This window comes from Caulobacter sp. Root1472 (genome assembly GCF_001426985.1).
In the GTDB taxonomy this organism is placed as follows: Bacteria; Pseudomonadota; Alphaproteobacteria; order Caulobacterales; family Caulobacteraceae; genus Caulobacter; species Caulobacter rhizosphaerae.
Genome location: NZ_LMFX01000001.1, coordinates 573,288 through 599,755 on the forward strand (window position 1 = coordinate 573,288; position 26,468 = coordinate 599,755).

Annotated in this window: 26 protein-coding genes; 13 read left to right on the plus strand and 13 right to left on the minus strand. The window is 67.9% G+C overall.

The genetic code is table 11. The features are described 5' to 3' along the window. Positions 1–2 precede the first annotated feature (2 nt). Positions 3–1,487 (minus strand): leucyl aminopeptidase, encoded by a 1,485-nt coding sequence (locus tag ASD47_RS02350; protein ID WP_056751007.1) that lies wholly within the window; start codon positions 1,485–1,487, stop codon positions 3–5. Positions 1,488–1,731: 244 nt separating this feature from the next. Here ASD47_RS02350 and lptF point away from each other — a divergent pair, with 244 nt between their 5' ends. The 6 genes from lptF (at position 1,732) to rsmA (ending at position 9,871) form a co-directional block, all read left to right on the plus strand. Beyond that, positions 1,732–2,868 (plus strand): LPS export ABC transporter permease LptF, encoded by a 1,137-nt coding sequence (lptF, locus tag ASD47_RS02355; RefSeq protein WP_056751012.1) that lies wholly within the window; start codon positions 1,732–1,734, stop codon positions 2,866–2,868. Next, positions 2,865–3,968, plus strand: a complete 1,104-nt coding sequence (gene lptG / locus ASD47_RS02360) for an LPS export ABC transporter permease LptG (RefSeq protein WP_056751015.1) — start codon at positions 2,865–2,867, stop codon at positions 3,966–3,968. Before lptF ends, lptG begins: the two co-directional genes overlap by 4 nt. A 28-nt stretch (positions 3,969–3,996) precedes the next feature. After that, positions 3,997–6,432 carry an LPS-assembly protein LptD gene (locus ASD47_RS02365; protein WP_156402071.1) on the plus strand — a complete coding sequence of 812 codons (2,436 nt, stop codon included), beginning with the start codon at positions 3,997–3,999 and terminating at the stop codon, positions 6,430–6,432. Between the two features lie 75 nt (positions 6,433–6,507). After that, complete coding sequence (locus ASD47_RS02370) at positions 6,508–7,869, plus strand: peptidylprolyl isomerase (RefSeq protein ID WP_056751021.1); 1,362 nt, start codon at positions 6,508–6,510, stop codon at positions 7,867–7,869. Beyond that, positions 7,866–8,870 carry a 4-hydroxythreonine-4-phosphate dehydrogenase PdxA gene (gene pdxA, locus ASD47_RS02375; protein WP_056751025.1) on the plus strand — a complete coding sequence of 335 codons (1,005 nt, stop codon included), beginning with the start codon at positions 7,866–7,868 and terminating at the stop codon, positions 8,868–8,870. The genes ASD47_RS02370 and pdxA overlap by 4 nt, the downstream gene beginning before the upstream one ends. A 173-nt stretch (positions 8,871–9,043) precedes the next feature. Further along, positions 9,044–9,871 carry a 16S rRNA (adenine(1518)-N(6)/adenine(1519)-N(6))-dimethyltransferase RsmA gene (rsmA, locus tag ASD47_RS02380; RefSeq protein WP_056751027.1) on the plus strand — a complete coding sequence of 276 codons (828 nt, stop codon included), beginning with the start codon at positions 9,044–9,046 and terminating at the stop codon, positions 9,869–9,871. 46 nt (positions 9,872–9,917) lie between these two features. Here rsmA and ASD47_RS26460 read toward each other — a convergent pair whose 3' ends face one another. From ASD47_RS26460 to ASD47_RS02425, 10 genes are all read right to left on the minus strand, one after another. After that, positions 9,918–10,439 carry a hypothetical protein gene (locus tag ASD47_RS26460; RefSeq protein WP_156402072.1) on the minus strand — a complete coding sequence of 174 codons (522 nt, stop codon included), beginning with the start codon at positions 10,437–10,439 and terminating at the stop codon, positions 9,918–9,920. Positions 10,440–10,810: 371 nt separating this feature from the next. Next, a complete protein-coding gene (gmk, locus tag ASD47_RS02385) occupies positions 10,811–11,455 on the minus strand; it encodes a guanylate kinase (RefSeq protein WP_056751030.1) in 645 nt (214 codons plus the stop codon). After that, a complete protein-coding gene (locus tag ASD47_RS02390) occupies positions 11,445–12,326 on the minus strand; it encodes a YicC/YloC family endoribonuclease (protein ID WP_056751567.1) in 882 nt (293 codons plus the stop codon). Before ASD47_RS02390 ends, gmk begins: the two co-directional genes overlap by 11 nt. A gap of 9 nt (positions 12,327–12,335) precedes the next feature. Continuing rightward, the gene (gene mltG, locus ASD47_RS02395; RefSeq protein ID WP_056751031.1) at positions 12,336–13,472 is read right to left on the minus strand and encodes an endolytic transglycosylase MltG; all 1,137 of its coding nucleotides are present in this window, start codon (positions 13,470–13,472) and stop codon (positions 12,336–12,338) included. Beyond that, positions 13,469–14,749 (minus strand): beta-ketoacyl-ACP synthase II, encoded by a 1,281-nt coding sequence (fabF, locus tag ASD47_RS02400; protein WP_056751034.1) that lies wholly within the window; start codon positions 14,747–14,749, stop codon positions 13,469–13,471. The genes mltG and fabF overlap by 4 nt, the downstream gene beginning before the upstream one ends. A 173-nt stretch (positions 14,750–14,922) precedes the next feature. Then, complete coding sequence (locus ASD47_RS02405) at positions 14,923–15,162, minus strand: acyl carrier protein (RefSeq protein WP_007672577.1); 240 nt, start codon at positions 15,160–15,162, stop codon at positions 14,923–14,925. Between the two features lie 190 nt (positions 15,163–15,352). Beyond that, on the minus strand, positions 15,353–16,093 hold the full coding sequence (gene fabG, locus ASD47_RS02410; RefSeq protein WP_056751037.1) for a 3-oxoacyl-[acyl-carrier-protein] reductase: 741 nt from the start codon (positions 16,091–16,093) through the stop codon (positions 15,353–15,355). Between the two features lie 139 nt (positions 16,094–16,232). Then, positions 16,233–17,177 carry an ACP S-malonyltransferase gene (gene fabD, locus ASD47_RS02415; RefSeq protein WP_056751040.1) on the minus strand — a complete coding sequence of 315 codons (945 nt, stop codon included), beginning with the start codon at positions 17,175–17,177 and terminating at the stop codon, positions 16,233–16,235. A 67-nt stretch (positions 17,178–17,244) separates the two neighbouring features. Then, positions 17,245–17,733, minus strand: a complete 489-nt coding sequence (locus tag ASD47_RS02420; protein WP_056751044.1) for a hypothetical protein — start codon at positions 17,731–17,733, stop codon at positions 17,245–17,247. A gap of 70 nt (positions 17,734–17,803) precedes the next feature. Continuing rightward, the gene (locus tag ASD47_RS02425) at positions 17,804–18,283 is read right to left on the minus strand and encodes a group II truncated hemoglobin (RefSeq protein ID WP_056751047.1); all 480 of its coding nucleotides are present in this window, start codon (positions 18,281–18,283) and stop codon (positions 17,804–17,806) included. Positions 18,284–18,405: 122 nt separating this feature from the next. Between ASD47_RS02425 and ASD47_RS02430 the strand changes: the two genes are divergently transcribed. The 3 genes from ASD47_RS02430 (at position 18,406) to ASD47_RS02440 (ending at position 21,027) form a co-directional block, all read left to right on the plus strand. Continuing rightward, entirely contained in the window at positions 18,406–18,945 is a 540-nt protein-coding gene (locus ASD47_RS02430; RefSeq protein ID WP_056751050.1) for a peroxiredoxin, read from the plus strand. A 76-nt stretch (positions 18,946–19,021) separates the two neighbouring features. Then, positions 19,022–20,149 (plus strand): AraC family transcriptional regulator, encoded by a 1,128-nt coding sequence (locus ASD47_RS02435; protein WP_056751053.1) that lies wholly within the window; start codon positions 19,022–19,024, stop codon positions 20,147–20,149. A gap of 71 nt (positions 20,150–20,220) precedes the next feature. Beyond that, on the plus strand, positions 20,221–21,027 hold the full coding sequence (locus ASD47_RS02440; protein ID WP_056751054.1) for a sterol desaturase family protein: 807 nt from the start codon (positions 20,221–20,223) through the stop codon (positions 21,025–21,027). A gap of 4 nt (positions 21,028–21,031) precedes the next feature. Here the strand turns inward: ASD47_RS02440 and ASD47_RS02445 are convergent, their stop codons facing one another. Continuing rightward, positions 21,032–21,679, minus strand: coding sequence for a hypothetical protein (locus ASD47_RS02445; RefSeq protein WP_056751056.1), 648 nt, complete (start codon positions 21,677–21,679; stop codon positions 21,032–21,034). Positions 21,680–21,771: 92 nt separating this feature from the next. Further along, positions 21,772–22,311 (minus strand): DUF2059 domain-containing protein, encoded by a 540-nt coding sequence (locus ASD47_RS02450; RefSeq protein ID WP_056751059.1) that lies wholly within the window; start codon positions 22,309–22,311, stop codon positions 21,772–21,774. Positions 22,312–22,545: 234 nt separating this feature from the next. Here ASD47_RS02450 and rpsF point away from each other — a divergent pair, with 234 nt between their 5' ends. The 4 genes from rpsF to ASD47_RS02470 all read left to right on the plus strand — a co-directional run bounded on the left by rpsF (position 22,546) and on the right by ASD47_RS02470 (position 26,427). Beyond that, positions 22,546–22,926, plus strand: a complete 381-nt coding sequence (rpsF, locus tag ASD47_RS02455; RefSeq protein ID WP_012286543.1) for a 30S ribosomal protein S6 — start codon at positions 22,546–22,548, stop codon at positions 22,924–22,926. A gap of 15 nt (positions 22,927–22,941) precedes the next feature. Then, complete coding sequence (gene rpsR / locus ASD47_RS02460) at positions 22,942–23,220, plus strand: 30S ribosomal protein S18 (RefSeq protein ID WP_019848089.1); 279 nt, start codon at positions 22,942–22,944, stop codon at positions 23,218–23,220. 13 nt (positions 23,221–23,233) lie between these two features. Continuing rightward, a complete protein-coding gene (rplI, locus tag ASD47_RS02465) occupies positions 23,234–23,818 on the plus strand; it encodes a 50S ribosomal protein L9 (protein ID WP_035077031.1) in 585 nt (194 codons plus the stop codon). 173 nt (positions 23,819–23,991) lie between these two features. Next, positions 23,992–26,427, plus strand: coding sequence for a TonB-dependent siderophore receptor (locus ASD47_RS02470; protein WP_056751062.1), 2,436 nt, complete (start codon positions 23,992–23,994; stop codon positions 26,425–26,427). Positions 26,428–26,468: the final 41 nt, after the last annotated feature.

The following is a 26,468-nucleotide window of genomic DNA, read 5'->3' on the forward strand; positions in this document are numbered from 1 at the left end:
GATCAACCTTCGTAGGCGTCCGCCACCAGGCGGTTCAGCAGGCGCACGCCGAAGCCGACGGCGCCGTCCGGGACGGTGGGATCGGTCGAGGGCTTCTTCCAGGCCACCGAGGCGATGTCCAGGTGGGCCCACGGCACGCCGTTGACGAACTTCTGCAGGAACAGGGCCGCGGTGATCGAGCCGGCCGGGCGACCGCCGATGTTCTTCATGTCGGCGATCGGGCTTTCGATCTGCTTCTCGTAGGACGCGGGCATCGGCATGCGCCACAGCGGCTCGCGCTCGGCCTTGCCGGCGGCGAGAAGTTTCTCCGACAAGCCGTCGTTATTGCTGAACAAACCACCCAGGTCATGACCCAGGGAGATGATGATCGCGCCCGTCAGGGTGGCCAGGTCGACCATGAACTTGGGCTTGAAGCGGTCCTGGCAGTACCAGAGGGCGTCGGCCAGCACGAGGCGGCCTTCGGCGTCGGTGTTGATGACCTCGATGGTCTGGCCCGACATCGAGGTGACCACGTCTCCGGGGCGCTGGGCGGCGCCGTCGGGCATGTTCTCGACCAGGCCCAGGATCCCGATGGCGTTGACCCTGGCCTTACGGCCGGCCAGGGCGTGCATGACGCCGGTCACGGCGGCCGCGCCGCCCATGTCCCACTTCATGTCCTCCATGCCGTCGGCCGGCTTGATCGAAATGCCGCCGGTGTCGAAGGTGACGCCCTTGCCGACGAAGGCCACCGGCTGGGCCGACTTGTCGGACGCCCCCAGCCACTTGATCACCACCAGTTGGCTTTCGCGCCGGCTGCCCTGACCCACGCCCAGCAGGCTGCCCATGCCCAGCTTGGCCATCTCGGCCTCGCCCAGGACCTCGACCTCCAGGCCCAGACTCTCGAGACCCTTCACGCGGGCGGCGAATTCTTCCGGATGCAGAATGTTGGCCGGCTCGGAAACCAGGTCGCGGCTGAACAGGATCGCGTCGGCGACGGCCTCCAGCGAGGCGAACGCCTTGCCAGCCTTGGCCGGATCGGCGGCGGCCACCTTGACCACGTTCACCGAGGGCTTCTTCTCGGCCTTTTCGGTGGTGCGGTAGCGGTCGAAACGATAGGCCGCCAGCTTGACGCCGAAGGCCGCGCGAGCGGCCGTCTCGGCGTCGCCGCCGCCCAGCTTCAGCACCAGTTCGGTGACGCCGGAGGCCTTCAGGGCCTGGAAGGCGTGGGCGGCGGCCAGTTCGACCGCCTCCGGCTCGAAGGCGCCGTCGCCGTCGATCCCGACCAGCAGCACGCGCGCCGCCTCAAGGCCCGCGGGAGCGACCAGGTCCAGCGTCTGGCCCTTGGCGCCGGTGAAGCGGCCGCCCGCGACGGCGCGGGCCAGGGCCCCGCCGGTCGCATCGTTGACGGCCTTGGCCTCGGGCGAAAGGGCGGCGGCTTCATAGGCCAGGACCGCCAGGGCGGCGTTGGCGCCGGCCTGGGTGTCGGCGGTGACGAACTCGATACGCATGACGCGCTCCTGATGACCGATGGAGCCCTAGCAGGACCTTCAGCTTGTTGGATTGACCCAAACCCGGACCGAAGAAAAGCACCAATCGTCGGGGCCCTCGGCGCCGCCCGGACCAGCGCCGCTTTTCCGCCTGACTTGAGCGGTTGTGCGCACGCGAACACGCCGTGTAGAAGGAACCCTTCCCTGGGGGCGCGCCGCGCGACTCCGCCGCTTCCCGTCCCCCTCGGTCCCCGTCCCCACGTCGATGCGCCTGATCGAACGCTATCTTTTCCGCCAGTTGCTGGGCCCGACGCTGTTGGCGACGCTGGCCCTGGTGGCGCTCGCCCTGCTGGCGCGCAGCCTGTCGGAGTTCGACGTCCTGATCGAGCAGCGCCAAAGCGGCATGGTCTTCCTGAAGATCATCGCCCTGGCCCTGCCCCAGCTGCTGAGCATGATTCTGCCGATCGCCCTGTTCGTGGCCACGCTCGTGGCCCTGAACCGGTTGCATACGGAACAGGAGATCGTGGTCTGCTTCGCCGGCGGCATGAGTCGCTGGCGCGTGATCTCGCCGGCCATGCGCCTGGCCGTGTTCGCCACCCTGCTGTCGCTGGTCATGAGCCTCTGGGCGGCGCCGTGGAGCTCGCGGGCGATTCGCGAGACCTTCTTCGACATCAAGTCCGACCTGGCCTCGACCCTGGTGCGCCCGGGCGAGTTCACCGAACCGGGCCCGGGCCTGACGGTCTACGCCCAGACGATCGACCGCGACCAGATCATCCACAACCTTTTCATCCACCAGGAAAAGGCCAATGGCGGCGCCGTCACCTACACCGCCCGCGAAGGCGTCATCGCCGAGCGCAAGGGCCTGCCGGTGCTGGTCCTGCGCAAGGGCTCCAACCAGGAGTTCTCCAGCTCCGGCGTGCTGCAGTACCTGTCGTGGGACGAATACACCTTCGACCTCAGTTCGCTGTTCCAGAGCGACGAGCTGCTGCACTACAAGATCGGCGATCGCTACCCGCACGAGCTGTTCTTCCCTGACCTGACCCAGGAATGGGAGCAGCAGAACCGCGAGAAGCTGCTGTCCGAAGGCCACTGGCGCCTGGCCAGCCCGCTCTACAATCTGGCCATGATGTCGATGGCCGTGGCGGCCGTGATCGGCGGATCGTTCAGCCGCATGGGCTATGGCCGACGGATCGCTATGGTCGGCGCGGCCGCCGCCCTGGTCCAGATCGTGGGCTTCGGCGTCAAGGCCGCCTGCGACAACGACGTCTGGCTCAATCCGCTGCAGTACGCCGTGCCGCTGGCGGCGATCTGGTGGGGCCTGCGACAGATCTTCCGCCAGAAGGTGTCCCGCTACATCGCCATCGGCGCGCACGACGCCCTCCAGCCGCTGGGGGCCCCATGATCGGCGTCGGCATGATCGAGCGCTATGTGCTCAGGAAGACCTTGGCCGGCCTGGCGGCCGCCCTGGCGGTCGTCGCCGTGCTGGTCATGCTGATCGCCTTCGTCGACATCTCCAAGAACGTCGGCACCCGAGCGGACGTCGGCTTCACCCAGCTGTTGTTCCTGACGGTGCTGCAGGCGCCCGCCACGATCCTGGTGCTGACGCCCTTCATCTTCCTGTTCGGGACCCTGGGCGCGTTCGTCGGGCTGAATCGGCGCAGCGAGCTGATCGCCATGCGGGCGGCCGGAGTCTCGGCCTGGCGCTTCATCATGCCGGCCGCCATCGCCGCCTTCATCATGGGCCTGCTCACCCTGACCCTGCTCAATCCGCTGACCTCGGCGATGAGCGCCCAGTTCGAGACCTCGCGCGACGCGCTGATGGAAAGCTATCTGAAGTCGGCCCCCAAGGGCCTGTGGCTGCGTCAGGGCGACGAGAAGACCCAGGTGGTCATCCGCGCCCGAGCGCGCGACCAGGTGGAAGGCGCGGTCCGGCTGCGGGGGGTTTCGCTGTTCGTCTATGCGGTGCAGCCCGACGGCTCCCTGCAGTTCGCGCAGCGGATCGAGGCCGACGAGGCTCGGCTGGAGCCCGGCTTTTGGCGGTTGTCGGGGGTGCGCGTGGCCATGCCGGGCGCCGGGGCGATCCGATCGGAAACCTACACCATGCCGTCCAATCTGGACGACCGCACGGCGTCGGAGCGATTCAACAATCCTCAGGCCATCGCCGTCTGGCTGCTGCCCGAGACCATCAAGCGCACCGAGGCGGCGGGATTTTCGTCGATCCCGTTCCGCCTGCGGCTGCAGCAGGTGCTGGCCACGCCGCTGCTGTTCGCCGCCATGTCGGTGCTGGCCGCCGCCTTCTCGCTGCGCCTGATGCGGCTGGGCGGACTGGCCGGCCTGGCTGGCGCGGGCGTAACCTTGGGCTTTGGTTTCTTCTTCTTTAACGAGCTGTGTGGCGCATTGGGCAAGGCCGACGTGCTGACGCCGGCCATGGCGGCGTGGACCCCGCCGATCGTGGCGCTTTTGGCGGGTCTGACGCTGCTTTGCTATACCGAGGATGGTTGAGTCTGTGTCGCCGGGATCGAGGACTTTGATGATGGAGCTTCGCTGGGGCGCGAAAGAGAAGGGCCGCGCGGTCCTGCTGGCCGGAGCGGCTTGGCTCGCCCTCGCCGCTTCCGCGCAGGCGCAGCAGCCGCTCGCCACGGTTCCGGCCGCCCCCGCGCCCGCGCCGGCCGTCGACGACGGCCTGGGCGACACCGGCTACTACCTGGAATCCGATCTCCTGATCCGCGACGACGCCAATCAGAAGATGATCGCCCGCGGCGACGTCGAGGCGCGTTACCAGGGCCGCACCCTGCGCGCCGACGAGGTGGTCTACGACACCAAGACCGAGGTGGTCACCGCCCACGGTCACGTGACGCTGATCAACGCCGACGGCACCGCCGAATTCGCCAACGACATGACCATGGACAAGGACCTGAAGGCCGGCTTCGCCCGCGGCTTCTCGGCCCGCCTGGACAAGAACATCAAGATCGCGGCCGACAGCGCCGTGCGCCGCAACGAGCAGATCACCGAGCTGAACAAGGCCATCTACACCCCTTGCGAGGTCTGCGCCGAAAAGCCCAAGCCGACCTGGAGCATCCAGGCCGACAAGGTGGTCCAGGACAAGAACAACCACCTGGTCTACTACCACGGCGCGACCATCCGGGTGTTCGGCGCGCCGCTGATGTACCTGCCGGTGTTCTGGCATCCCGATCCCCAGACCGAGCGCCGCTCGGGCTTCCTGGTGCCCAAGATCGGCGTCTCGAAGAAGCGGGGGCTGGTCTATGAACAGCCCTATCTGTTCGTGCTGTCGCCGTCTCAGGATGTTGTCGTAACCCCTCAATTCAACACGAAAGTTAATCCGTTCCTCAAAGCCCAGTACCGCAAGCGGTTCTATTCGGGCTACGTCGAGGCGCGCGTCGGGGCCACCTACGACAAGGACTTCGACAACCACGGCGACCGCTTCGGCGAGGCGACGGCCAAGAGCTACATCCTGGCCAAGGGCCTGTTCGACATCGACAACCATTGGAAATGGGGCTTCACCGCCGAGCGGGCTTCGCAGGCGTTGATCTTCGACGACTACGACATCAGCGACGTCTACGCCCAGCGCGGCCAGTTCACGGCCGACGACCATCGCCTGATGTCGCAGATCTATACGACCCGGCAATCGGATCGGTCCTATCTGTCGGCCTCGATGATCTCGGTGCAGGGCCTGCGGGTCGTCCAGGTCAGCTCCGCGGGCCTGGCGAACCGGTTCGAGAACAGCGGCGCCTTCCCGCTGATCGGGCCGATGGTCGAGGGACGCTGGGAGCCGGAGTCGCCCATCCTGGGCGGCCGCCTTCGCGTCCAGGGCTCGGGCGTGGTCCTGACCCGCTCGGAATCGCAGTTCGGCGAGCCGCCCTACGCCTACCCCGCCTACAAGGGCGAGGACGGCGTGGATTCCGTCCGCGGTTCGCTCAAGGCCGACTGGCGCGGCAGCCTGACCCTGGGTTCAGGCCTGCGCGTCGAACCGTTCGCCCAGGCGCGTGGCGACACCTATCGCGTCAGCGACGTCTTCCTGCCGCCTGCCGCCACGGTCGCGGGCGACCGGACCACCAACATCGACTATTCGCGCGGGCTGGGCGTCGCCGGCGTCGATCTGAGCATGCCGTTCTTCAAGCCGCTGAAGAACGGCGGCAGCGTGGTGCTCGAGCCCCTCGTCCAACTGGCGGCGGGGTCCGACAGTTCGCGAGTGCCGATCGTCGTGGCCCGCGACCCCGCCGGCAATCCGATCTATTTCAACGAAGACAGCACCAACTTCGAACTGGATGAGACCAACCTGTTCGACGTCAACAAGTCACCCGGCTTCGACCTCTACGAAGGCGGCACGCGCATGAACGTCGGCGGCCGCGCGACGGTGAAGTTCGCCGACGGCCGGGGCGGCAGCGTCCTGCTCGGCCGTAGCCTGCGCACCAAGGTCGATCCGCTGATGCCGACCCGGGCTGGGCTGGACCAGAAGGCCTCTGACTGGATCGTGGCGGCCACGGTCACGCCGATCCGCGGGGTCACCGCCTTCACGCGCGCCCGCTTCGACAACGACACCAGCAAGCTCAACCGCCTGGAAGCGGGCCTCGACGCCTCCCTCGCCCGCGGCTTCGCCTCGCTGCGCTACCTGAAGGACAACAAGGACACGACCGGCTTCCGCCAGGAAAACCTGGACTTCGTCGGCGATTACATGATCCGCGAGAACTGGGGCGTGACCGCCCTGGGTCGCCTGTCCTATCAGGACGCCCGCACCTTCGGCTTGCCGGCCAACGACAGCAAGTGGTCCTGGACCCGTCGCGACCTGGGCGTCTACTACAAGGATGACTGTGTCCGCCTCGACCTGATCTATCAAAACGAGGACCGCTACACCCAGACCGTCAACGGCTTGAAGTTGAAGTCAAATGAGTCGGTGGTCCTGCGCCTAACGCTCGCCACATTGGGCGACACACTGTACAGCGATTAGAATGTCACCGCGTCGGGGGACGCGCGATCAAGCGCGCGCCTTCCTTTGGACGCGTCTAGAGGAACGACAATACCGATGCGGTCTGCGCGTAGCGTGACGAAACTGGCGGCCTGCACCGCTTCCATCCTCGCCTTGACCGTGGCGAGCCTCGGCCTGCCCGCCGTGGCTCAAGAGGCGGCGCCCGCGGCGCCCCCCGTCGTGGACGCGCCGGCGGCTCCGGCCGCCGCCGCGCGCGCCAATCCGTTGTCGGAAAGCGTCGCCGCCGTCGTCAACGACGACATCATCTCCAGCTACGACCTGATGCAGCGCATGCGCCTGCTGATGGTGACGTCCGGCCTGCAGCCGACCCAGGAGAACCTGCCGCAACTGGAGCAGGAGGCCCTGCGCTCGCTGATTGACGAGCACGTCCAGATGCAGGAGCTGCGTCGGGTCGAGAAGGCCCAGAAGATCACGATCATCTCGACCGACAAGGAAGTCGAGGAGCAGATCGAGGACATCGCCAAGGGCAACAACATGACCGCGGCCCAGCTGACCCAGCAGCTGCAGTCCCAAGGCGTCGGGATCGACACCTGGAAGGCCCAGATCCGCGCCGACAGCAGCTGGCAGGCCTGGATCAGCGGTCGCTACGGTTCGCGCCTGCGAATCGGCGACGACCAGATCAAGGCCTTCGAGCGCCGCCAGGCCGAAGCCGCCAGCAAGCCGCAGTACCAGGTCAGCGAAGTGTTCATCGACGCTGGGCGCGTCGGCGGCATGGACGTGGCCCTCAACGGCGCCAAACAGCTGGTCACCCAGATGCAACAGGGCGCGCCCTTCCCGGCCGTGGCGCGCCAGTTCTCGGCCTCGCCGACGGCGGCCAACGGCGGCGACGCCGGCTGGGTCAGCCCGGGCGAAATGCCGCCCGAGGTCGACGCCGCGCTCGAGCAGCTGCGTCCCGGCCAGCTGTCGGCCCCGATCCCGGTGCGCGACGGCGTCTACATCGTCTATCTGCGCGAGAAGCGCTCGGGCGCGAAGACGGCCCTGGTCGACCTCAAGCAGATCGCCGTGGCCCTGCCCAAGGACGCCCCCCAGGCCCAGGTCGACGCCGCCCAGAAGCTGCTCGTCGACCTCAAGCCCAAGATCACCAGCTGCGAGACCCTCGAGGCCACCGCCGGCAAGATCGAGGGCGTGGTGGCCGGTGATCTGGGCGAGGCCGAGATCACCGACCTGGCGCCGGCCTTCCAGGAAGCCGCCAACACCCTCAAGGTCGGCCAGGTCTCCGACCCGATCCGCACCGACGCCGGCCTGCACCTGATCGCCGTCTGCGGCAAGCGCCAGTCCGGCGCTCAAGCTCCGACGCACGACCAGATCGAAAACCGCCTGCGCGGCCAACAGCTTGCGCTGATCTCCAAACGTTATCTGCGAGACCTGCGCAACTCGGCGACCATCGAGACCCGGTGAAGACCACGGCCCTCGCCCTGAGCGCAGGCGATCCGGCCGGCATCGGGCCGGAGATCATCGCCAAGGCCTGGTCGGCCCTGCGTGCGGAAGGGCCGAGCTTCATGGTGGTGGGCGACGCCCAGCTGCTGGCTTCGGCCGGCGGCGGCGTGAAGGTGCGCGCCGTCACCGGGCCGGTCGAGGCGATCAAGGTGTTCGGCCAGGCCCTGCCCGTCCTGGACATCCCGCTGCAGGCGCCCGTGGTGGCCGGCAAGCCCTCCAGCGCCCACGCCGCCCAGGTGATCCGCTGGATCGAGACCGGGGCGGGCCTGGCCCTGTCGGGGGCGGTGACGGGCTTGGTCACAGCCCCCATAGCCAAGGCGCCGCTGTACGACGCCGGCTTCGCCTTTCCAGGCCACACCGAATTCCTGGCCGAGCTGACCCATGTCGGCCAGCGCCAGGCGCCGCATGGCCCGATCATGATGCTGGCGGCCCGCGACCTGCGCGCGACCCTGGTGACCATCCACACGCCGCTGTCGGCCGTGCCCGCCGCCCTGTCGATCGAGGCGATCGTCAACGCCGGCCTGGTGACGGTGGAGGCCCTGCGCAAGGACTTCGGCATCGCGGTTCCGCGCCTGGCGGTGGCGGCCCTCAACCCGCACGCGGGCGAAGCGGGCGCGCTGGGCGGCGAGGAAAACGCGATCATCGAGCCGGCGGTGCGGGTCCTGCGCGACCTGGGCGTCCAGGTCCGCGGCCCTGCCCCCGCCGACAGCCTGTTCCACGCCGAGGCCCGCGCCACCTACGATGCGGTGCTGTGCATGTATCACGACCAGGCGCTGATCCCGGTCAAGATGCTGGACTTCTGGGCCGGGGTGAACGTCACCCTCGGCCTGCCCATCGTGCGCACCTCGCCCGATCATGGTACGGGGTTCGACATCGCCGGCCGGGGCCTGGCCCGGGCCGACAGCCTGATCGCCGCCATCCGTCTGGCCGCCGAGATCGCCGACCGGCGCTCGATCGCCTGAACGATTCCGATCGAACTTTTGACGACAGTGAACCGCCCTCGTCCTTCGACAAGCTCAGGATGAGGGCTATGGCGAAGGTCGTTCAGTAGAAATCCTCATCCTGAGCTTGTCGCCAAGATAGTTTTGGGGGACGAGGATCGCGGTCCAAGACCGGCAAACCAGAGCATCCCACCATGACGTCGCCCACACTTGCCGATCTGCCGCCGCTTCGCGAGGTTCTCGCCGAGCACGACCTGCTGGCCAATAAGAGCTTCGGCCAGCACTTCCTGCTGGACCTGAACATCACCCGCAAGATCGCCCGCCTGTCCGGCGTGGGCGAAGGGGACCTGGTGATCGAGGTCGGTCCCGGTCCCGGCGGTCTGACCCGAGCCCTGCTGGAGACCGGCGCGCGGGTCGTGGCGGTCGAGATGGACAAGCGGTTCATCCCGCTGCTGGAAGAGCTCTCCGCCGCCGCCGACGGCCGACTGACGATCATCCAAGGCGACGCCCTGAAGGTCGACATGGCCGCCCTCGCCGGCGGCCCGGCCCACATGGTCAGCAACCTGCCCTACAACGTCGGCACGCCGCTGCTGATCAACTGGCTGACCGGCCCTTTCCGGCCGCTGTCGATGACCCTGATGTTCCAGAAGGAGGTCGCCGACCGGATCGCCGCCGACGTCGACGACGACGCCTATGGCCGCCTGGCCGTGGTCTCCCAGACCGTCTGCAGCGCCAAGGTGGTGATGGACCTGCCGGCCCGCGCCTTCACCCCGCCGCCCAAGGTGGCCTCGGCCGTGGTGCGCCTGGTCCCGCTGGAGCCCGCGCCCGACAAGGCCCTGGTCGCGGCCCTGGAGAAGGTCACGGCCGCCGCCTTCGGCCAGCGCCGCAAGATGCTGCGCTCCAGCCTCAAGGGCCTGGGCGGCGGGGCGTTGTGCGAGAAGGCCGGGATCGACCCGGACGCGCGGGCCGAGACCATCGACGTGGCGGGCTTCCAGGCGCTGGCGCGGGCGGTGATGGGCTAGCCGGTTCCCGCAAATGATGGCCGATTGAACGTCCGGGGTTTGGACGTCAGTAGCCGACTTCCAGCGTCACGACGGTGAGGCGACCGTTGATTTTGCCAACCAGGGTCACGTTGCCGCCAGGCCAATCGGGGCCATTCATCGCCATGATGGCGATCGTCTCCATTTGAGCCGTAAAAAGCGGCTTGAAGGTCGTCGCTCCGGGCGCCGTGATGGTGGTGATCTTCGGCCCCTCATCGGCCCAGGCCGCGTACCCCCAAGCGGCCCCAATAAATCGCAGTGAGTGACCGGAAAGCTGTGGGGTGGAGGCCGGGTCTTCGGACTTTTGTTGTCCCTCGCAGCCAACCCTGTTCAACCGGCCATTGGAGAGCGCGCCTCCATAATAATCGGCTTGGAGCGAATAGCACCGGCCATCGCTGAACGAGAGCGTCACGGGCAGAAAACCAGGCGACCAGGCAGCAACGACGTGAGCTTTAGTGGATTCAGCGACGGCGAACGCGCCCACGACCTTGGCGTGGCCGGCAGCTACGCCGCGTTTATAGGCCGGATCAACATGGATCAGACCAGACACGGCTGTATCGGGAATCTGCACGAGTAGTGGCGCGCTGGAGTCCGATGGCGGCGCAACACCCGGTCCCGATGCGCCGCCACTATATCCGGCCGGCGGAATGAACTGAGCGTGAGCGCTGATGGGTGCGACCGCCGTCGCGCCCACCAGGCATGCAAGAGCATATGCTGACGCCTTGTTTCTCACCGGGCATCCCCTTGAGCAGCGAGCTTACGACAGAAGCGGTAAGGAGCCAGCCGGTATAGGGCCTTAACCTCAAGATTTGCGCGCCAAAGTAGACCAAGATGCACCGAGGCCGAGCGCGATGCCTGGCGCCTGGTGGGGAGCCCCTTGGTCTTTGCACCTCTGAGAGGATCGGAAGCCGCCCTCGTCCGCTAGATCTCTTCCCTCAGCAGATCCCCCACCAGATTGCCGATCCACGGGTTGCGGACCCGCTTCTGGCGTTCGGCGTGGTAGATGTGGGCCAGGTCCGAATAGGCCTTGTCGAAGTCGTCGTTGAGGATGACGTAATCGAACTGCTCCCAGGCCGCGACCTCGTCCTTGGCGCGGGCCAGGCGGCGGTGGATGACCTCTTCGCTGTCCTGGCTGCGGGCGTGCAGGCGGCGGCTCATCTCGGCCAGCGACGGCGGCAGGATATAGACCAGAACGCTGTCCTCGCCGGCCTGTTTGTGGACCTTCATCGCGCCCTGGAAGTCGATGTCGAACAGCACGCTCTCGCCGCGGTCCAGCGCCTCCATGATCGGCGCGCGCGGGCTGCCGTAATGGTTGCCATAGACCTCGGCCCATTCCAGGAAGGCGTCGTCCTGGATCATGGCCTGGAACTTGTCGTGGCTGACGAAGTGGTAGTCGCGGCCGTCGTGCTCGCCCGGACGCGGGTCGCGGGTGGTGGCGCTGATCGACAGGTGCAGGTCGTTGTGGTCGGCCACCAGGCGGCGGGTCAGCGAGGTCTTGCCCACGCCCGACGGGGCCACGACCATCAGCAGCAGGCCGCGGGTGCGTCCATGCGGATTATTCGACATTCTGAACCTGTTCCCGGAATTGCTCGATCGTGGCCTTCAGATCCAGGCCGTGCGTGGTCAGGGCCGTCAGGGCCGACTTGCTGCAAAGGGTGTTGGCCTCGCGCATGAACTCCTGCGACAGGAAGTCCAGACGCCGGCCGGCGGCCGCATCGGCGGCCAGCAGGGCGCGGGCGGCGGCCACGTGGCTGGACAGCCGGTCCAGTTCCTCGCGAACGTCGGCCTTCACGGCCATGGCGGCGGCTTCCTGCACGATGCGCTCTTCCGACGCCGCCTCGCCGATCAGTTCGGTCAGCTTGCGGGCGTAGCGTTCCCGCAGCACGGCCGGCTGGCCGGCTGCTTCGTGCGAGGCCAGCAGGGTCAGGGCCTCGATGCGGTCGACGGCGCCGGTCAGGATCGGAGCCACGGCGGCCCCCTCCTCCAGCCGCGCCGCCTTCAAGCCGTCCAGGGCCTGGCCGATCGTGGCGGCCATGGCGGCCTCCACCTCGGCCCGGTCCTCGGCGGCCTCGTCCTCCTCGCGGGCGTCGATCACGCCGCGCAGGGCCAGCAGGCCGTCGAGCGTGGGCTTGCCGACCATGCCGGTGGCCACATAGGGCGCGCCGGCCTTCAGATAGCGCTCCAGCACCTCGACATTGACCTGCACGGCGGCCTGGGCCTCCGCCCGCTTGGCCTGGAGGTTGACGGTCAGCTGGCCGCGCTGGAAGCGAGCCTGGGCGCCGTCGCGGGCGGCGCGGTCCAGGGCGTCGAAGCCCGGCGGGCCGCGAAAGCGGGTCTCGAGGTTGCGGCCGTTGACGCTGCGCGCCTCCACCGCCCACGACCAGGCCCCATGCGAGCCTTCGACGCGGGCGAAGCCGGTCATGCCTGACAGCGCCATCATCGCTCCCTAGAGATTCGACGGGCTCTTCGCGGCCCCTACAACGCCGGCCTGGGCCGCCGCCTTCGACCGCTCGACCTGCCGCCACTTGGCGACATTGCGCTCGTGCGCCTCGTAGGTCGAGGCGAAGACGTGGCCGCCGGTGCCGTCGGCCACGAAATAGAGGTCGTTGCTCTTCATCGGATTGAGCACGGCCGCCAGGGCGGCCTTGCCCGGGTTGGCGATCGGGGTCGGCGGCAGGCCCTCGATCAGGTAGGTGTTGTAGGGCGTCTGTCGCTGCAGTTCCGACTGCAGGATGCCCCGGCCCAGCGGCCGCCCGCGGGTCAGGCCGTAGATGATCGTCGGGTCGCTGCCCAGGCGAACGCCCTGGCGCAGGCGGTTGATGAACACCGCCGCCACGTGCGGCCGCTCGCGGGCCAGGGCCGTTTCCTTCTCGACGATCGAGGCCATGGTCACGGCCTCCTCCTTCGTCGCGAACGGCAGGCCCGGCTGGCGCTGGGCCCACAGGCGGTCCAGCACCTCGTCGCGAGCGTCCATCATCCGCTGCAGCACCGCCGCCCGGTCCTCGCCGCGCTGGACCTGGTAGGTCTCGGGCAGGATCGAGCCCTCTGGCGGGGTCGGCACCGTGCCGGTCAGCTCGGGGGCCCGCATCAGGATGTCGACCACCATGTCGGAGGTCAGGCCCTCGGCGATGGTCACCTGGTGGCGGACGATCTTGCCGTCACGGATCTTGGCTAGCACCTGGCGCAACGAGGCGCGCGAGGCGAACTCGTATTCGCCGGCCTTCAGCCTGCGCGCCGCGCCGGTGGTCTGGGCGGCGGTCAGGAACAGCGAGGACGAGCGGATCACCCCTGCCTGCTCCAGGCTGGAGGCGATCTCGGGCAGGCTGGCCCCGCGCCGCAGGACCACCGTGGTCTGGTCGCCCGACCGCGCGGCCGGGCCCGGGCCCTGATAGATCCAGACCGCGCCCAGTACGACCAACACGGCGGCCAAGCCCAGCATGGTCAGCAGCCCAGTGCCCATGGCCGCGATGCGGCGTCCGACCGGCGCGGTCTCGCGCCGGCGCGGATTGGCCTTGCGGGGAGCCCCCGTCTTCTTCGGCGCCGGGCGTGGGGCGCGGCCTGTTGGCGAGGGCTTGCGGCTCACGAGACTTTGCGGAACACGACCGAGGCGTTGGTGCCGCCGAAGCCGAAGCTGTTGGAGACCGCCACGTCGATCTTGTGCGGCACGGCCTTGTTCGGCGCCAGGTTCATGGCGACGTTCACGTCCGGATTGTCCAGGTTGATGGTCGGCGGAGCGATCTGGTCGCGAATGGCCAGGACCGAGAAGATCGCCTCGATCGCGCCGGCCGCGCCCAGCAGGTGCCCGGTCATCGACTTGGTCGACGACATCACCACATTCTTGGCGTGATCGCCCAGGAAGCGCTCGACGGCCCCGGCCTCGATGCCGTCGGCCATGGTCGAGGTGCCGTGGGCGTTGACGTAATTGATCTCCGACGGGGAGATGCCCGCGTCCTTGACCGCCGCCGAGAGTGCGCGGAAGCCGCCATCGCCGTCCTCCGAGGGGGCGGTGATGTGATAGGCGTCGCCCGACAGGCCGTAGCCGATCACCTCGGCATAGATCTTGGCGCCGCGGGCCTTGGCGTGCTCGTACTCTTCCAGGACGACGACGCCGGCGCCCTCGCCCATCACGAAGCCGTCACGGTCCTTGTCATAGGGCCGCGAAGCCTTTTCCGGCGTCTCGTTCCAGTCGGTGGAGACGGCGCGGCAGGCGATGAAGCCGGCCATGCCGACCTTGCAGACCGCGGCCTCGGCCCCGCCGGCGATCATCACGTCGGCGTCGCCGTACTTGATCAGCCGGGTGGCGTCGCCGATGGCGTGGGCGCCGGTGGCGCAGGCGGTGACCACGGCGTGGTTGGGCCCCTTGAAGCCGTAGCGGATCGAGACCTGGCCCGAGATCAGGTTGATCAGGGCCGAGGAGATGAAGAACGGGCTGACCCGCCGCGGGCCCTTGGCTTCCAGCTCCAGGGCGGTGTCGGCGATCGTCGACAGTCCGCCGATGCCGGAGCCCAGGATCACCCCGGTCCGGTACTTGTCTTCCTCGGTTTCCGGGACCCAGCCCGAATCCTTCACGGCCTCATCTGCGGCGGCGATGCCGTACAGAATGAAGTCATCGACGCGCTTCTGGTCGCGCGGGCTCATGGTCAGGTCGGGATTGAACGATCCCTCGACGTCCGGACCGCCGCCGCCGCGGCCATCGACGCGCGGCACTTCGCAGGCCACCTGGCAGGCGTATTCGGTCGGGTCGAAGGCCGAGATGTGGTTCGCGCCGGACTTGCCGGCCAGGATGTTCTTCCAGGTGACGTCGACGCCCTGCCCCAGGGGGGTCAGGAGGCCAAGTCCGGTAATGACAACTCTACGCATGGATCACTCCCAACCTTCGCATCGCGGTCATATGGGGGATGCTGACGACTCGGACAGCCCCCCGACCTCGAATCTCGGCCACATACGAAAACCGCCGCGCGCACGATGGCAAGAGCCCGTGCGACGCGGCGGCTGATAGTCCTGTTCGCGAAAAATGGCGCGAACCCGACGCCTTAGGCGCCGGTCTTTTCCGTGATGAACTTCACGGCGTCACCGACGGTCTGGATGTGCTCGGCGGCGTCATCCGGAATTTCGATGTCGAATTCTTCTTCGAACGCCATGACCAGCTCGACGTTGTCGAGGCTGTCGGCGCCCAGGTCGTCGATGAAGCTGGCCTTTTCGGTGACCTTTTCCGGATCGGCGTCCAGGTGCTCGATGACGATCTTACGCACGCGCTCGAGAATGTCGGACATTCTGTTAGTCCCTCGTTTTGAATCTTTGCAGTTCCGCAGGAGACGGGGGCGAACCCTTCACCACCCACGGGAATTGTCGGGCCACCGCCTATCACGTTCTTTTTCGAGTGACTAGCGGCACGTCCGGTCAGAAATGTGGGCTTTCGTCTTTCCAAGCAGAAAGGCGTCCAGCCCAGGAAAAGACGACCCGTCAGATCATGGCCATGCCGCCGTTGACGTGCAAGGTCTGACCCGTGACGTAGCCGCCCTGGTCACTGGCCAGGTAAACGCACGCGGCGGCGATATCGCTCCCCTCGCCCAGCCGGCCGGCGGGAATGGTCGAGAGGATTCCGGCCCGCTGCTGCTCATTCAGGGCGTCGGTCATGGGGCTGGCGATGAAGCCGGGCGCCACGCAATTGACGGTGACGTTGCGGCTGGCCAGCTCCTGGGCCAGAGCCTTGGAAAAGCCGATCATGCCGGCCTTGGAGGCGGCGTAGTTGGTCTGGCCCGGATTGCCGGTGACGCCGACGATCGAGGTGATGCCGATGATCCGGCCCGACCGGCGCTTCATCATGCCCTTGGCGGCGGCGCGGGACAGGCGGAAATAGCCTTCCAGGTTCACCTTGATCACGGTGTCCCAGTCCTCGTCCTTCATGCGGACGATCAGGCCGTCGCGGGTGATGCCGGCGTTGGCGATCACGATGTCGAGCGGCGCGCCGGCGGCCTCCTCGGCCTTGGCGACAAGGCCGTCGACGGCGGCGGCGTCCGACAGGTTCGCGGCGACGAACGACACCCGCTCGCCGAACTGGGCGGCCAGATCCGAGAGCGCTGATTCGCGGGTGCCCGAGAGCACGACGTGGGCGCCCTGGCCGTGCAGGGCCTTGGCGATGGCCCCGCCGATGCCGCCCGTGGCGCCGGTGACGAGGGCGGTCTTGCCGGTGAGATCGAACATTTGAATTTTCCGTCCGGAGGATGGTGGATGAAACCTTCGTCCTTCGACAAGCTCGGGACGAGGGTTTCAAACGAACCGCCCGCGCCATCGTCCTCATCCTGAGCTTGTCGAAGGACGAGGACGACGCAGGGCGTTGGTGCTAGAGCGACTTGGCGAACGCTTCGAGGTCGGCCGGGCTGTTCAGCGGAACGGCTTCGGCGTCCGGGGCGATCCGCTTGGCCATGCCCGACAGCACCTTGCCCGCGCCGGCCTCGGCGAAGCGGGTGACGCCGCCCTCGCCGGCCAGCCAGGTCATGCTCTCGCGCCAGCGCACGCGGCCAGTGACCTGCTCGACCAGCAGCTTGCGGATGACGTCGGGATCATGGACCGGGGCGGCGGTGATGTTGGCCACCAGCGGGGCGCGCGGGGCGACGATCGTGGTTCGGGCCAGGGCCTCTTCCATCTCGTCGGCGGCCGGTTGCATCAGCGGGCAGTGGAAGGGGGCCGAGACGTTCAGCGGAATGGCCCGCGCGCCCAGCTCCTTGGCCTTCTCGATGGCCTTGTCGACGGCCGCCTTGGCGCCCGAGATCACCACGTTGCCGTTGTTGTTGTCGTTGGCCACGACGCAGACGCCGACCTCCGAGCCGGCGGCGGCGGCGGCCTCGGCCAGGGCCAGGTCGGTCTTGGGGCCGATCAGCGAGGCCATGGCCCCCTCACCCACGGGCACGGCGCGCTGCATGGCCTGGCCGCGCAACTTCAGAAGGCGGGCGGTGTCGGCCAGGGTGATCGCGCCGGCGGCGGCCAGGGCGCTGTATTCGCCCAGGCTGTGGCCGGCCACGAAGGCGGCCTTGTCGATCCCGACGCCAAACTCGCGCTCCAGCACCCGGGTCACGGCCAGGCTGACCGCCATCAGCGCCGGCTGGGCGTTCTCGGTCAGGGTCAGGTCGCCTTCCGGCCCCTCGACCATCAGCTTGAACAGCTTCTGGCCCAGGGCGTCGTCGACCTCCTGGAAGACCTCGCGGGCGGCGGCGAAGGCCTGGGCCAGGTCGGCGCCCATGCCGACCGTCTGGCTGCCCTGCCCCGGGAAGATGAAGGCGATGCTCATGGGCCCGCTCCGTCGTTATAAATCCAAGGGCGGGAGGGTTATGGGATCGCCGCGCCACGGGCAAGGATCAGTTTTGGCCGGCGGCGGGCTCCGAAGCCGTCGCCACGACCGTTCCGGGGGCGAGCGGGGCCGGCGGCCCCAGGTCCAACACGGGTTCGGACGGGCGCGCGGCCGGCACACAGCCCTTGCGCGCCAGCTTCCTGGCGCTCCATGACGGATCGCAGCGACGCGGCGTCTCGGCGGCGCGCATGGCGGTCATCATGGCGATGTTCTGCTGGACCAGCCTCATGGTCCGTTTGTTGTTGTCCGGCTTGGGAAGGCTGACCGAAACCGGCGGCTGGGGCGGCGGCTTGGGGCAGTGCAGCGTCCGGGCGGCGACGGGAACCGGTCGCGGCGTTACCGGACGCGGCGTTACCGAACGCGGCGTGAAAGGGATTGCGACCCGTGAGGACGGCGGCGGCCGAAAGCCGCGGACCGTCGGCGTCCCCGCCTGAGCTCCAGTCGCCGTCAGCAGGGTCAGGGCCAGAACCGTCTTGGAAAGGATCGCGCCGCGCATTCGAGCGACTCCGTCTGCCTGCCTCCGCTTCTACCATGACGGGAGACCGCGCGCGACGGTCGACCGCCTCTCAGCCCAGCCAGGGCCCGCCCGGCGGTCCCCAGCCCCAGACCGGCATCGGCGGGTCGTCCGTGGGCGCTTCAACCCCGGGCGCCGAGTTGATCACCGCCAGCCGCGTGCCCCATTCCAGATAGCCGACGAAGGCGGCGCGGAACTCCGGATCCGCCGGCAGGCCGACCGCGTCGGCGGTGTCCAGCATCAGCGACCCCCAGGCGCGGCGCTGCTCTTCGGTCAGGTGACGCCCCAGGTGATGCCCGATCATCGCGGCGTGGCCGCCGCCGGCCTCGGTATAGGCCTTGGGGCCGCCGAACACCTCGGTGACAAAGGCGGCCACGTGCTGGGCGTGGCGCGGGTTCATGCCGGCGAACACCGGCGCCAGAACCGGATGGTCGGGCACGGCGGCGTAGAACGCGTCGAACAGCGCCCGGAAGCGTTCTGGCCCGCCCGCCCAGGCCGCCAGGGTTGGGATTTCCGTCTCGCCGAGCGCCATGGTCGCCTCCCGTTCTGCTTTCCGACTTAAGGGCCCAGGTAGACGTTTGGAAGCCGGAAGAATGGCGTTATTGAAATCATGACGCAGCTGGCTGCGTCGCCGCCTTCCCCTGGAGTCCACCCATGCAACGCCTGCTCACCGGTCTCGCCCTCTGCGCCGCCCTCGTGGCCTCCTCCCCCGCCCTGGCCGCCCTCAAGGTCGGTGACAAGGCGCCCGACTTCACCGCCCCCGCCGCCCTGGCCGGCAAGGACTTCAGCTTCACCCTGTCCAAGGCGCTGAAGAAAGGTCCGGTGGTGCTGTACTTCTTCCCGGCCGCCTACACCTCGGGCTGTACGGCCGAAGCCCACGAGTTCGCCGAGGCCACCCCGCAGTTCGAGAAACTGGGCGCGACGGTGATCGGGGTCACGGGCGGCAATGTCGACCGCATCAAGGACTTCTCCAAGGAGCACTGCCGCGACAAGTTCGCGGTGGCCGCCGCGAACGCCGACCTGATCAAGACCTACGACGTGGTGCTGCCGATGAAGGACAACCTGTCCAACCGCACCTCCTATGTGATCGCGCCGGGCGGCAAGATCCTGCTGGCCTACAGCGACCTGAACTTCCAGGGCCACGTCACCCAGACGATGGAGGCGGTGAAGGCCTACAAGGGCCGGAAGAAGTAGATTTCGACCAACCTCCTTCGAAAACGGCGTGGGCGAACCGGATCGGTTCGCCCGTGTTTCGACTAGGATCGGAGCCATGGCCGACCTCGTCTTTCTTCAAACCTTGGTCCGTGGCGTCGCCGTCGGCGGCTTCGGCGTCACTGGCCTGGCGCTTGCGCTGGACCGACGGCCCACGCCCCTGCGCTGGGTCGGCGGCTTGTTCTTCCTGTGCGCCGTCGCCCATGTCATCGACAGCTGCCAGCCCGGCCGGACAGGCCATCCCGACCCGTTGATCTGGGCCGCGTCGGTGGCGACCATCGGCCTGTTCTGGCCCCTGGCCTACGCCCTGTTCGCCGACGAGCAGCGTTTCTCGCCGCACCGGTTGTGGCCGGCTGTCGGGCTGGTGGCCCTGTGGGGCCTCGCCCGCGCCTTGCCCGAAGCGATCTGCAAGCCGTTCTGGCTGTTGTTCAACCTGGCCTCGGTGGGTCTGGTGCTGCACGCGCTGCTGGTCATCTGGCGGGGCTGGCGCGGCGACCTGGTCAATGAGCGCCGACGGCTGCGCGGCCCGGTGATGATCGCGGCGGCCGGCTATATCCTGCTGCTCAGCGCCCAGGACGTGGCCTGGGTCACCGGCCTGCCTTGGTTCCACGCCTGGGGATTGCCCCAGGCCCTGGTGCTGGCGACGCTGGCCGTCGCCGGCGCGGTCATCCTGCTGCGGCCCGAGCCCCTTCTGGTCGAAGCCGGATCGACCAGCGGCCGGATCGCGCCGCTCGCCGGCGGCCAGGCCCTGGATCTCGGCCCGGCCGACCGTCTGGTGCTGGCCCGGCTGGAGACCGCGATGGATGTAGAGGAAGTCTGGCGCGGCGAAGACCTGTCGATCACCGCCCTGGCGGCTCTGGTCGGCGCGCCCGAGCACCGCCTGCGTCGGCTGATCAACGGCGTGCTGGGCCATCGCAACTTCGCCGACTACGTCAACAGCCGCCGGATCGAGGCGGCCAAGAGCGCCCTGGCCGCCCCCGACCTGGCCCTGAAGTCGATCTCGACCATCGCCTACGACCTGGGCTTCGCGTCCCTCGGGCCCTTCAACCGCGCCTTTCGCGCCGCGACCGGGGTCACCCCCTCGGAATGGCGCGCGACCAGGACGCCTGCTCCGACCTCCGTGTCGGCCCGCCTGCGACTGGTCGAAACCGCCGATCCCGCGTCGAAAGCCGACAAGTCGGTCTGATTTCGCGATCGGCGCGACGACACGGCCGCCGCCGCGCCTTCCTCGGGACGCCCCCCTTCCGAGGAAACGCCATGCTGTCTTCTCTTCTCCCCTTCGCCGAAAGCTGGCTGAGCGCCGCCTTCACGGACGTGAGTCGCTACGTGATCTTCGCCGTCGGCGTGTGGCTGGCGCTCTGGATCGTCCTGGCCGCGCCCCTGGCCGGCCGGAAGATCCGCGAGGGGCGCCCACCCGCTCGCCAGCTGCTGATCGAGTTCGCCACCTCGATCCGCTCGATCATGATCTTCTCGACCATCGGCCTGTTGAATTTCGGCCTGTTCCGCGCCGGCCTGATGCCCGGCCCCCACATCGCCCGCGAACTGGGGCCGGTGTGGTTCTGGACCAGCCTGGTCCTGATGATCGTCGCCCACGACGCCTGGTTCTATTGGACGCACCGGCTGATCCACGACCGGCGGCTGTTCCGGACCTTTCACCGCCGCCATCACCGGTCCAACAGCCCTTCGCCGTTCACCGCCTACAGCTTCGACCTGGGCGAGGCGGCGATCAACGCGCTGTTCGTGCCGCTATGGATGCTGATCGTGCCCACCCAGTGGCCGGTCGCGGGCCTGTTCATGCTGCACCAGATCGTCCGCAACACCCTGGGCCACAGCGGCTACGAGCTGTTTCCGGCCACGCGCGACGGCCGCCCGCTGCTGCCCTGGCTGACGACCGTCACGCACCACGACTTGCATCACGCCCAGGCGGGATGGAACTACGGGCTCTATTTCACCTGGTGGGACCGGATGATGGGCACCGAGAACCCCCGCTATCTGGAACGGTTCGCCCAGGCCGTGCGGCGTCCCGGGCGAGCGGTCGCGGGGCCGGCGGCCGACGCCGCCTGAAGGCCTACCAGGTGGTGCGAACCAGCTTGACCATCAGCCGGCCGTCCTGGACCCGCTCGTCGGCGGCCCGCAGGCTGACGGTGAACTCGGCGGGGATGTCGAACGGCCGGGTCAGGCTGAAATCGACGCCCTCGTCGCCCTGGGTGCCGCCGCCCACGGCGATCGAGGCGACCGGGCGGCCGTCCAGGGTCAGCTCGGACCGTACGTTGGCGCGGGTGACCGGCGTGCGGCCGCGCAGATAGACCGGCTGGCTGGCGTTCATGTCCATCGACAGCCGCACGTAGTTGGCCTTGGGCAGCAGGCCGAAGCCGAACGAGCGGGCCAGGGACGAGCGAATCGCAGCCTCACGGGCGTTCCAGGATGCGCCGACCCCCATCGTACGATTGGGAGCGGCGTGTTCGTCCGGCTTCTGGTTCAGGTTGAGGTCGAAGTTGTAGGTCGGGTCATTGAGCCCGCCGGCCACCTTGGCGGTGAAGGTCGCCTTCTCGGCGTCGGTCGACAGGTCCAGGGTCTGGGCGGCCGAATAGCCCTGGAAATGACCGTCGGCGCCCCAGACCGCCAGGTCCGGCTTGCGCACGATGTCGCCCGCCGTCGCCGGCGCGGCGGCGACCGTCAGCAAGGCCGCGATCAGGAAGGTCGTCCTGCACCCCATGACCGCCCGATAGCACAGGGCGGCGAAAGGCTGAAGCCTTGCACGGTCAAATTTGTATGACAGTTGTTCGTCCGCCCGTTTTCCAGGCGGCGTCAGGGCTTGGATGGCGCGGCGGCCTTGTCGCAGCCGATCTTGGCGCACAGCCTCTCGCGCATCTTGACCTGCATCTCGGCCATCATGCCCGGCATCTGGCCCATCATCCTCTGGGTGAGCTCGGGCGTCTTGGCGATCAGGGCCTGGCCCGAAGGTCCTTCGTAGAAGGCCACGAGATCGCGCAGCTCCTGCTCGGTGAAGACCTCGGCCATGGCGTCGACCATCGGCGCCTTCATCTTGCTGGTCATCTCGCGCGTGGTCTCGAGAACGGTCTCGCTGAGCGCGCGGCTCTGCTCGTCGGTCATCGACGGCGCCTGCTTGCGCATCGACTCCATCATCATCGGGACCATCTGGTCCATCATCTGGCTCAGCAGCTTGTCGTAGTGGATCGCCTCGAAATAGCGCGCCGCCAGGGCCCGCGTCTCGGGCGTGGCCTTGGAAGCGACCGCCGCCGCCGGCGGCGAGGCCTGCCGGGCCTGGGCCGCGCCGCCCCCCAGGCAAAGGGCCGCGGCGACGGCGAGAATGGTTAGACGCTTCATGATGGCGGCCCCTGACAGTCAGGCCTCAACTTCGCCCGGAACCACCTGAGGATGCAAGCCCGCGCCGCGACTTGTGCTGGCGGGCCCTTTCCTGTATTAGCGCGCCCTCTCACGGATGGCGGTCTTGCACGCAACCCTATGGGTCGGGATTTCCCGCTCGGCATGCAGGATCCATCGTGGTCGACGGACTTCCGCCGTCGCCCGCGCCGCCTTCCAAGCCGGAAGAAGGAAAACATGGCGTTCTACGAACACGTGGTCATCGCGCGGCAGGACATCTCGCCGCAACAGGCCGAAGCTCTGAACGAGCAACTCAAGGCTCTCCTGGAAGAAAATGGCGGTCATATCGCCAAGATCGAATACTGGGGCCTGCGCAATCTCACCTACCGCATCAAGAAGAACCGCAAGGGCCACTACTCCCTGCTCGCCATCGACGCTCCGGCCGCGGCCGTGAAGGAGATGGAACGTCAGCTGCTGATCAATGAAGACGTGCTGCGCTTCATGACCATCCGCGTCGAAGAGCTGGACCTGGAACTGTCGCCGGTTCTGGCCCGTCGCGACCGCGAACGTGGCGAGCGCAGCGAGCGCCCGCGCGACGATTTCGCGCCGGCCGCGTAAGGGAGAAGAGAGATCATGACCGATACCACTGCTCCCGAAGCCGGCGCTCCCGCCGCCGGCGCTGGCGGCGCCCGCCGCCCGTTCTTCCGTCGCCGCAAGGTCTGCCCGTTCTCGGGCGCCAACGCGCCGAAGATCGACTACAAGGACGTGAAGCTGCTGCAGCGCTACGTCTCCGAACGCGGCAAGATCGTGCCGTCGCGCATCACCGCGGTGTCGGCCAAGAAGCAACGCGAACTGGCCAAGGCCATCAAGCGCGCCCGCTTCCTGGCTCTGCTCCCCTACGTCGTGAAGTAAGGGAGACACCACGATGAAAGTCATTCTGCTCGAACGCGTCGAAGGCACCGGCGTCCTCGGCGACGTGGTCACCGTGAAGGACGGCTTCGCCCGTAACTTCCTGCTGCCGCGCTCCAAGGCCCTGCGCGCCAACTCGGCCAACCTGAAGACCTTCGAAGCTCAGCGCGCTGAGATCGAAGCTCGCAACGTCAAGAACCGCGAGAACGCCGGCAAGGCCGGTGAAGGCCTCGACGGCAAGCAGTACGTGATGATCCGTCAAGCCGGCGAAAGCGGCCAGCTGTACGGTTCGGTCGCGGGTCGCGACGTCGCCGACGCCATCAAGGCCGAAGGCGGCAAGGTCGATCGCTCGATGATCGTGCTCGACAAGCCGATCAAGACGCTGGGCGTCCACGAAGTAAAGGTGAAGCTGCACGCGGAAGTGACCGTCACGGTCACGCTCAACATCGCGCGCAGCCAGGACGAAGCCGACCGCCAAGCGCGCGGCGAAAACGTCATCGCCGCTCAGTTCGAGGAAGACCGCGCCGCTGACGCCGAAGCCGCCCAAGACATGGCGGAAGGCGGCGCCGGCTCGTTCGAAGGCGACCACTACGAGGCCTAAACGCTTCAGTAGCTTGAACTATCGGCAACGGCGCGGAGCAATCCGCGCCGTTTTTCTTTGGCCCGTCCCAGAAAATAACTCGTTTACGGCGGGCGCGAATGGGGGCTTTCCTGCGGGAGTAACTCGCGCGCAAAGCGAAAACGCTGCGCGCAAAACGTAGGGGAATAAACCACATGCGCAGTCGTAACCTTCTGCTGGCCGCCGTCTCGGCCGGAGCGCTCCTGCAGCTTCCGACCTTCGCCGCCGCCCAAACCCAGGAGCCCGCCGCGGCCACCGAGGTCGAGGAACTGGTCGTCACTGGGACCCGCACGCCCGGCCGCACGCGGCTGGACACCATCGCGCCGGTCGACGTGATCGGCGGCCAGGCCCTGGCCCGCCAGGGCAGCGGCGCCGAACTGGCCCAGGCGCTGTCCAACCTGACCCCGGCCATCGACTTCCCGCGGCCGGCCATCACCGACGGCACCGACCACGTGCGTCCGGCCACCCTGCGGGGTCTGGCTCCCGACCAGACCCTGGTGCTGATCAACGGCATGCGCGGCCACATCGGCGCCCTGGTGAACATCAACGGCTCGATCGGCCGGGGCTCGACCGCCTTCGACCTCAACTCGATCCCGACGGTCGCCGTGGAACGGGTGGAAGTGCTGCGCGACGGCGCCTCGGCCCAGTACGGCGCCGACGCCATCGCCGGGGTCATCAACCTGCGCCTGCGCGAGGCTCGCACCGGCGGCGGCGCGACCTACAACTACGGGATCTACGACACCGACGTCGACACCGCTCGCGGCAGCCGCAAGGCTCACGACGGCCTGACCCAGTCGCTCTCCCTGTGGCAGGGCCTGCCCCTGGGCAAGGACGGCTTCCTGACGGTGATGGGCGAATATGTGACCCGCCACCCCACCAACCGATCGGACTATGTCAACCTGGCCTCGGCCCCCGACTACGCCCGCCCGGTCGTGCTGGGCCGCTACGGCGATCCCAAGCTGGAGAGCAGCGCCGTCTACCTTAACGCCGGCCTGCCGGTGAACGAGACCTGGTCGCTGTACGGCTACGGCGGCTACCAGCATCGCGACACCGAATCCGCCGCCACGGCGCGGACCTACAACAATTCCAACAACGTTCCGGCGGTCTATCCGGGCGGCTTCCTGCCGATCATCGCCACCGAGATCGACGACTACAACATCGCTGGCGGGATCAAGGGCGAGCTGGGCGGCTTCGCCACCGACCTGGGCGTCAGCTACGGCAAGAACAAGCTGGAATACACGATCAAGAACACCATCAACTCGACCTATGGCGCGACCTCGCCTCGCACCTTCAAGGCGGGCGGGCTCGACTACGACCAGTTCCTGGTCAATCTGAACATGAGCAAGGGCTTCGACCTGGGCCTGATCGAGCCGACCAACCTGGGCTTCGGCCTGGAATATCGCGAGGAAGGTTTCTCGGTCCACCAGGGCGAGCCGGCCTCCTACAGCAAGGGGCCGCTGCCCGGCGCGCCCGTCTCACAGGGCTTCGGCGGCTTCCGCCCCTCCAACGAGGTCGACAAGACCCGGCACAACGTCAGCGCCTATGTCGATCTGGAAGGCAAGCTGACGCAGCGCCTGTCGTTCGACGCCGCCGCGCGCTACGAGGACTATTCGGACTTCGGCTCGAAGGTCACCGGCAAGCTGGCGGCCCGCTTCGACGTCGACGACGCGCTGGCCGTGCGAGCGGCGATCTCCAGCGGCGTCAAGGCCCCTGCCCTGCAGCAGCAGTACTTCAGCTATACCGCCACCAACAACGTCGCGACCCCGACGGGCTCAATCCTGGTGGAGTCGGGCACCTTCACGGTCGACAGCCCGATCGCCGTGGCCCTGGGCGCCAAGCCGCTGAAGGCCGAGGAGTCGATGAACTATTCGGCCGGCATCGTCTTCCATACCGGTCCGTTCGAACTGACCATCGACGCCTACCAGATCGACATCGACGATCGGATCGTGCTGTCGGAGAACCTGCCCAACCCGTCGACCCCGGCGGCGACCGCGACGGTGATCACCGACTTGCTATCCAGCTATGGCGTCAGCGCCGCACGGTTCTTCCTCAACGGGGTGGAGACCCGGACCCGGGGCGTCGACATCGTCGGTCGCTACAAGCTGGAGACCGAGACGGCCGGCCGCTACGATTTCACCGTGGCCGCCAACTTCAACGGCACCGACGTGCGAAAGACGCCCAGCCTGCCGACCATCACCAATGTCAGCCAGCCGCCCTTCCTGTTCGACCGCGGCAACGTCCTGACCTACGAGGAAGGCACTCCGAACCAGAAGTTCGTGTTCAACACCGACTGGAGCCTGGGCGATTTCGGCGTCACGGCCAAGGCGACCTATTATGACAGCGTCCTGGTCCCCAACAACAACCCGACGCTGGACTACGAGACGGGCCATCGCACGATCGTCGACCTGGAAGGCCGCTACAAGCTGGGCCCGGCGGGCCTGGCCCTGGGCGTCAACAACCTGTTCGACCAGTACCCGCGCGAAACCCCGGCCCTGATCAACAGCCCCAGCGGCTCGATCGGCTTCCCCAGCTACTCGCCGTTCGGCTTCAACGGCCGGTTCCTGTACGCCCGGGTCAGCTACAACTGGTAGAGCGTCTTCGAAACTGAATCGAAGCGGCGCGGGAAGCGATT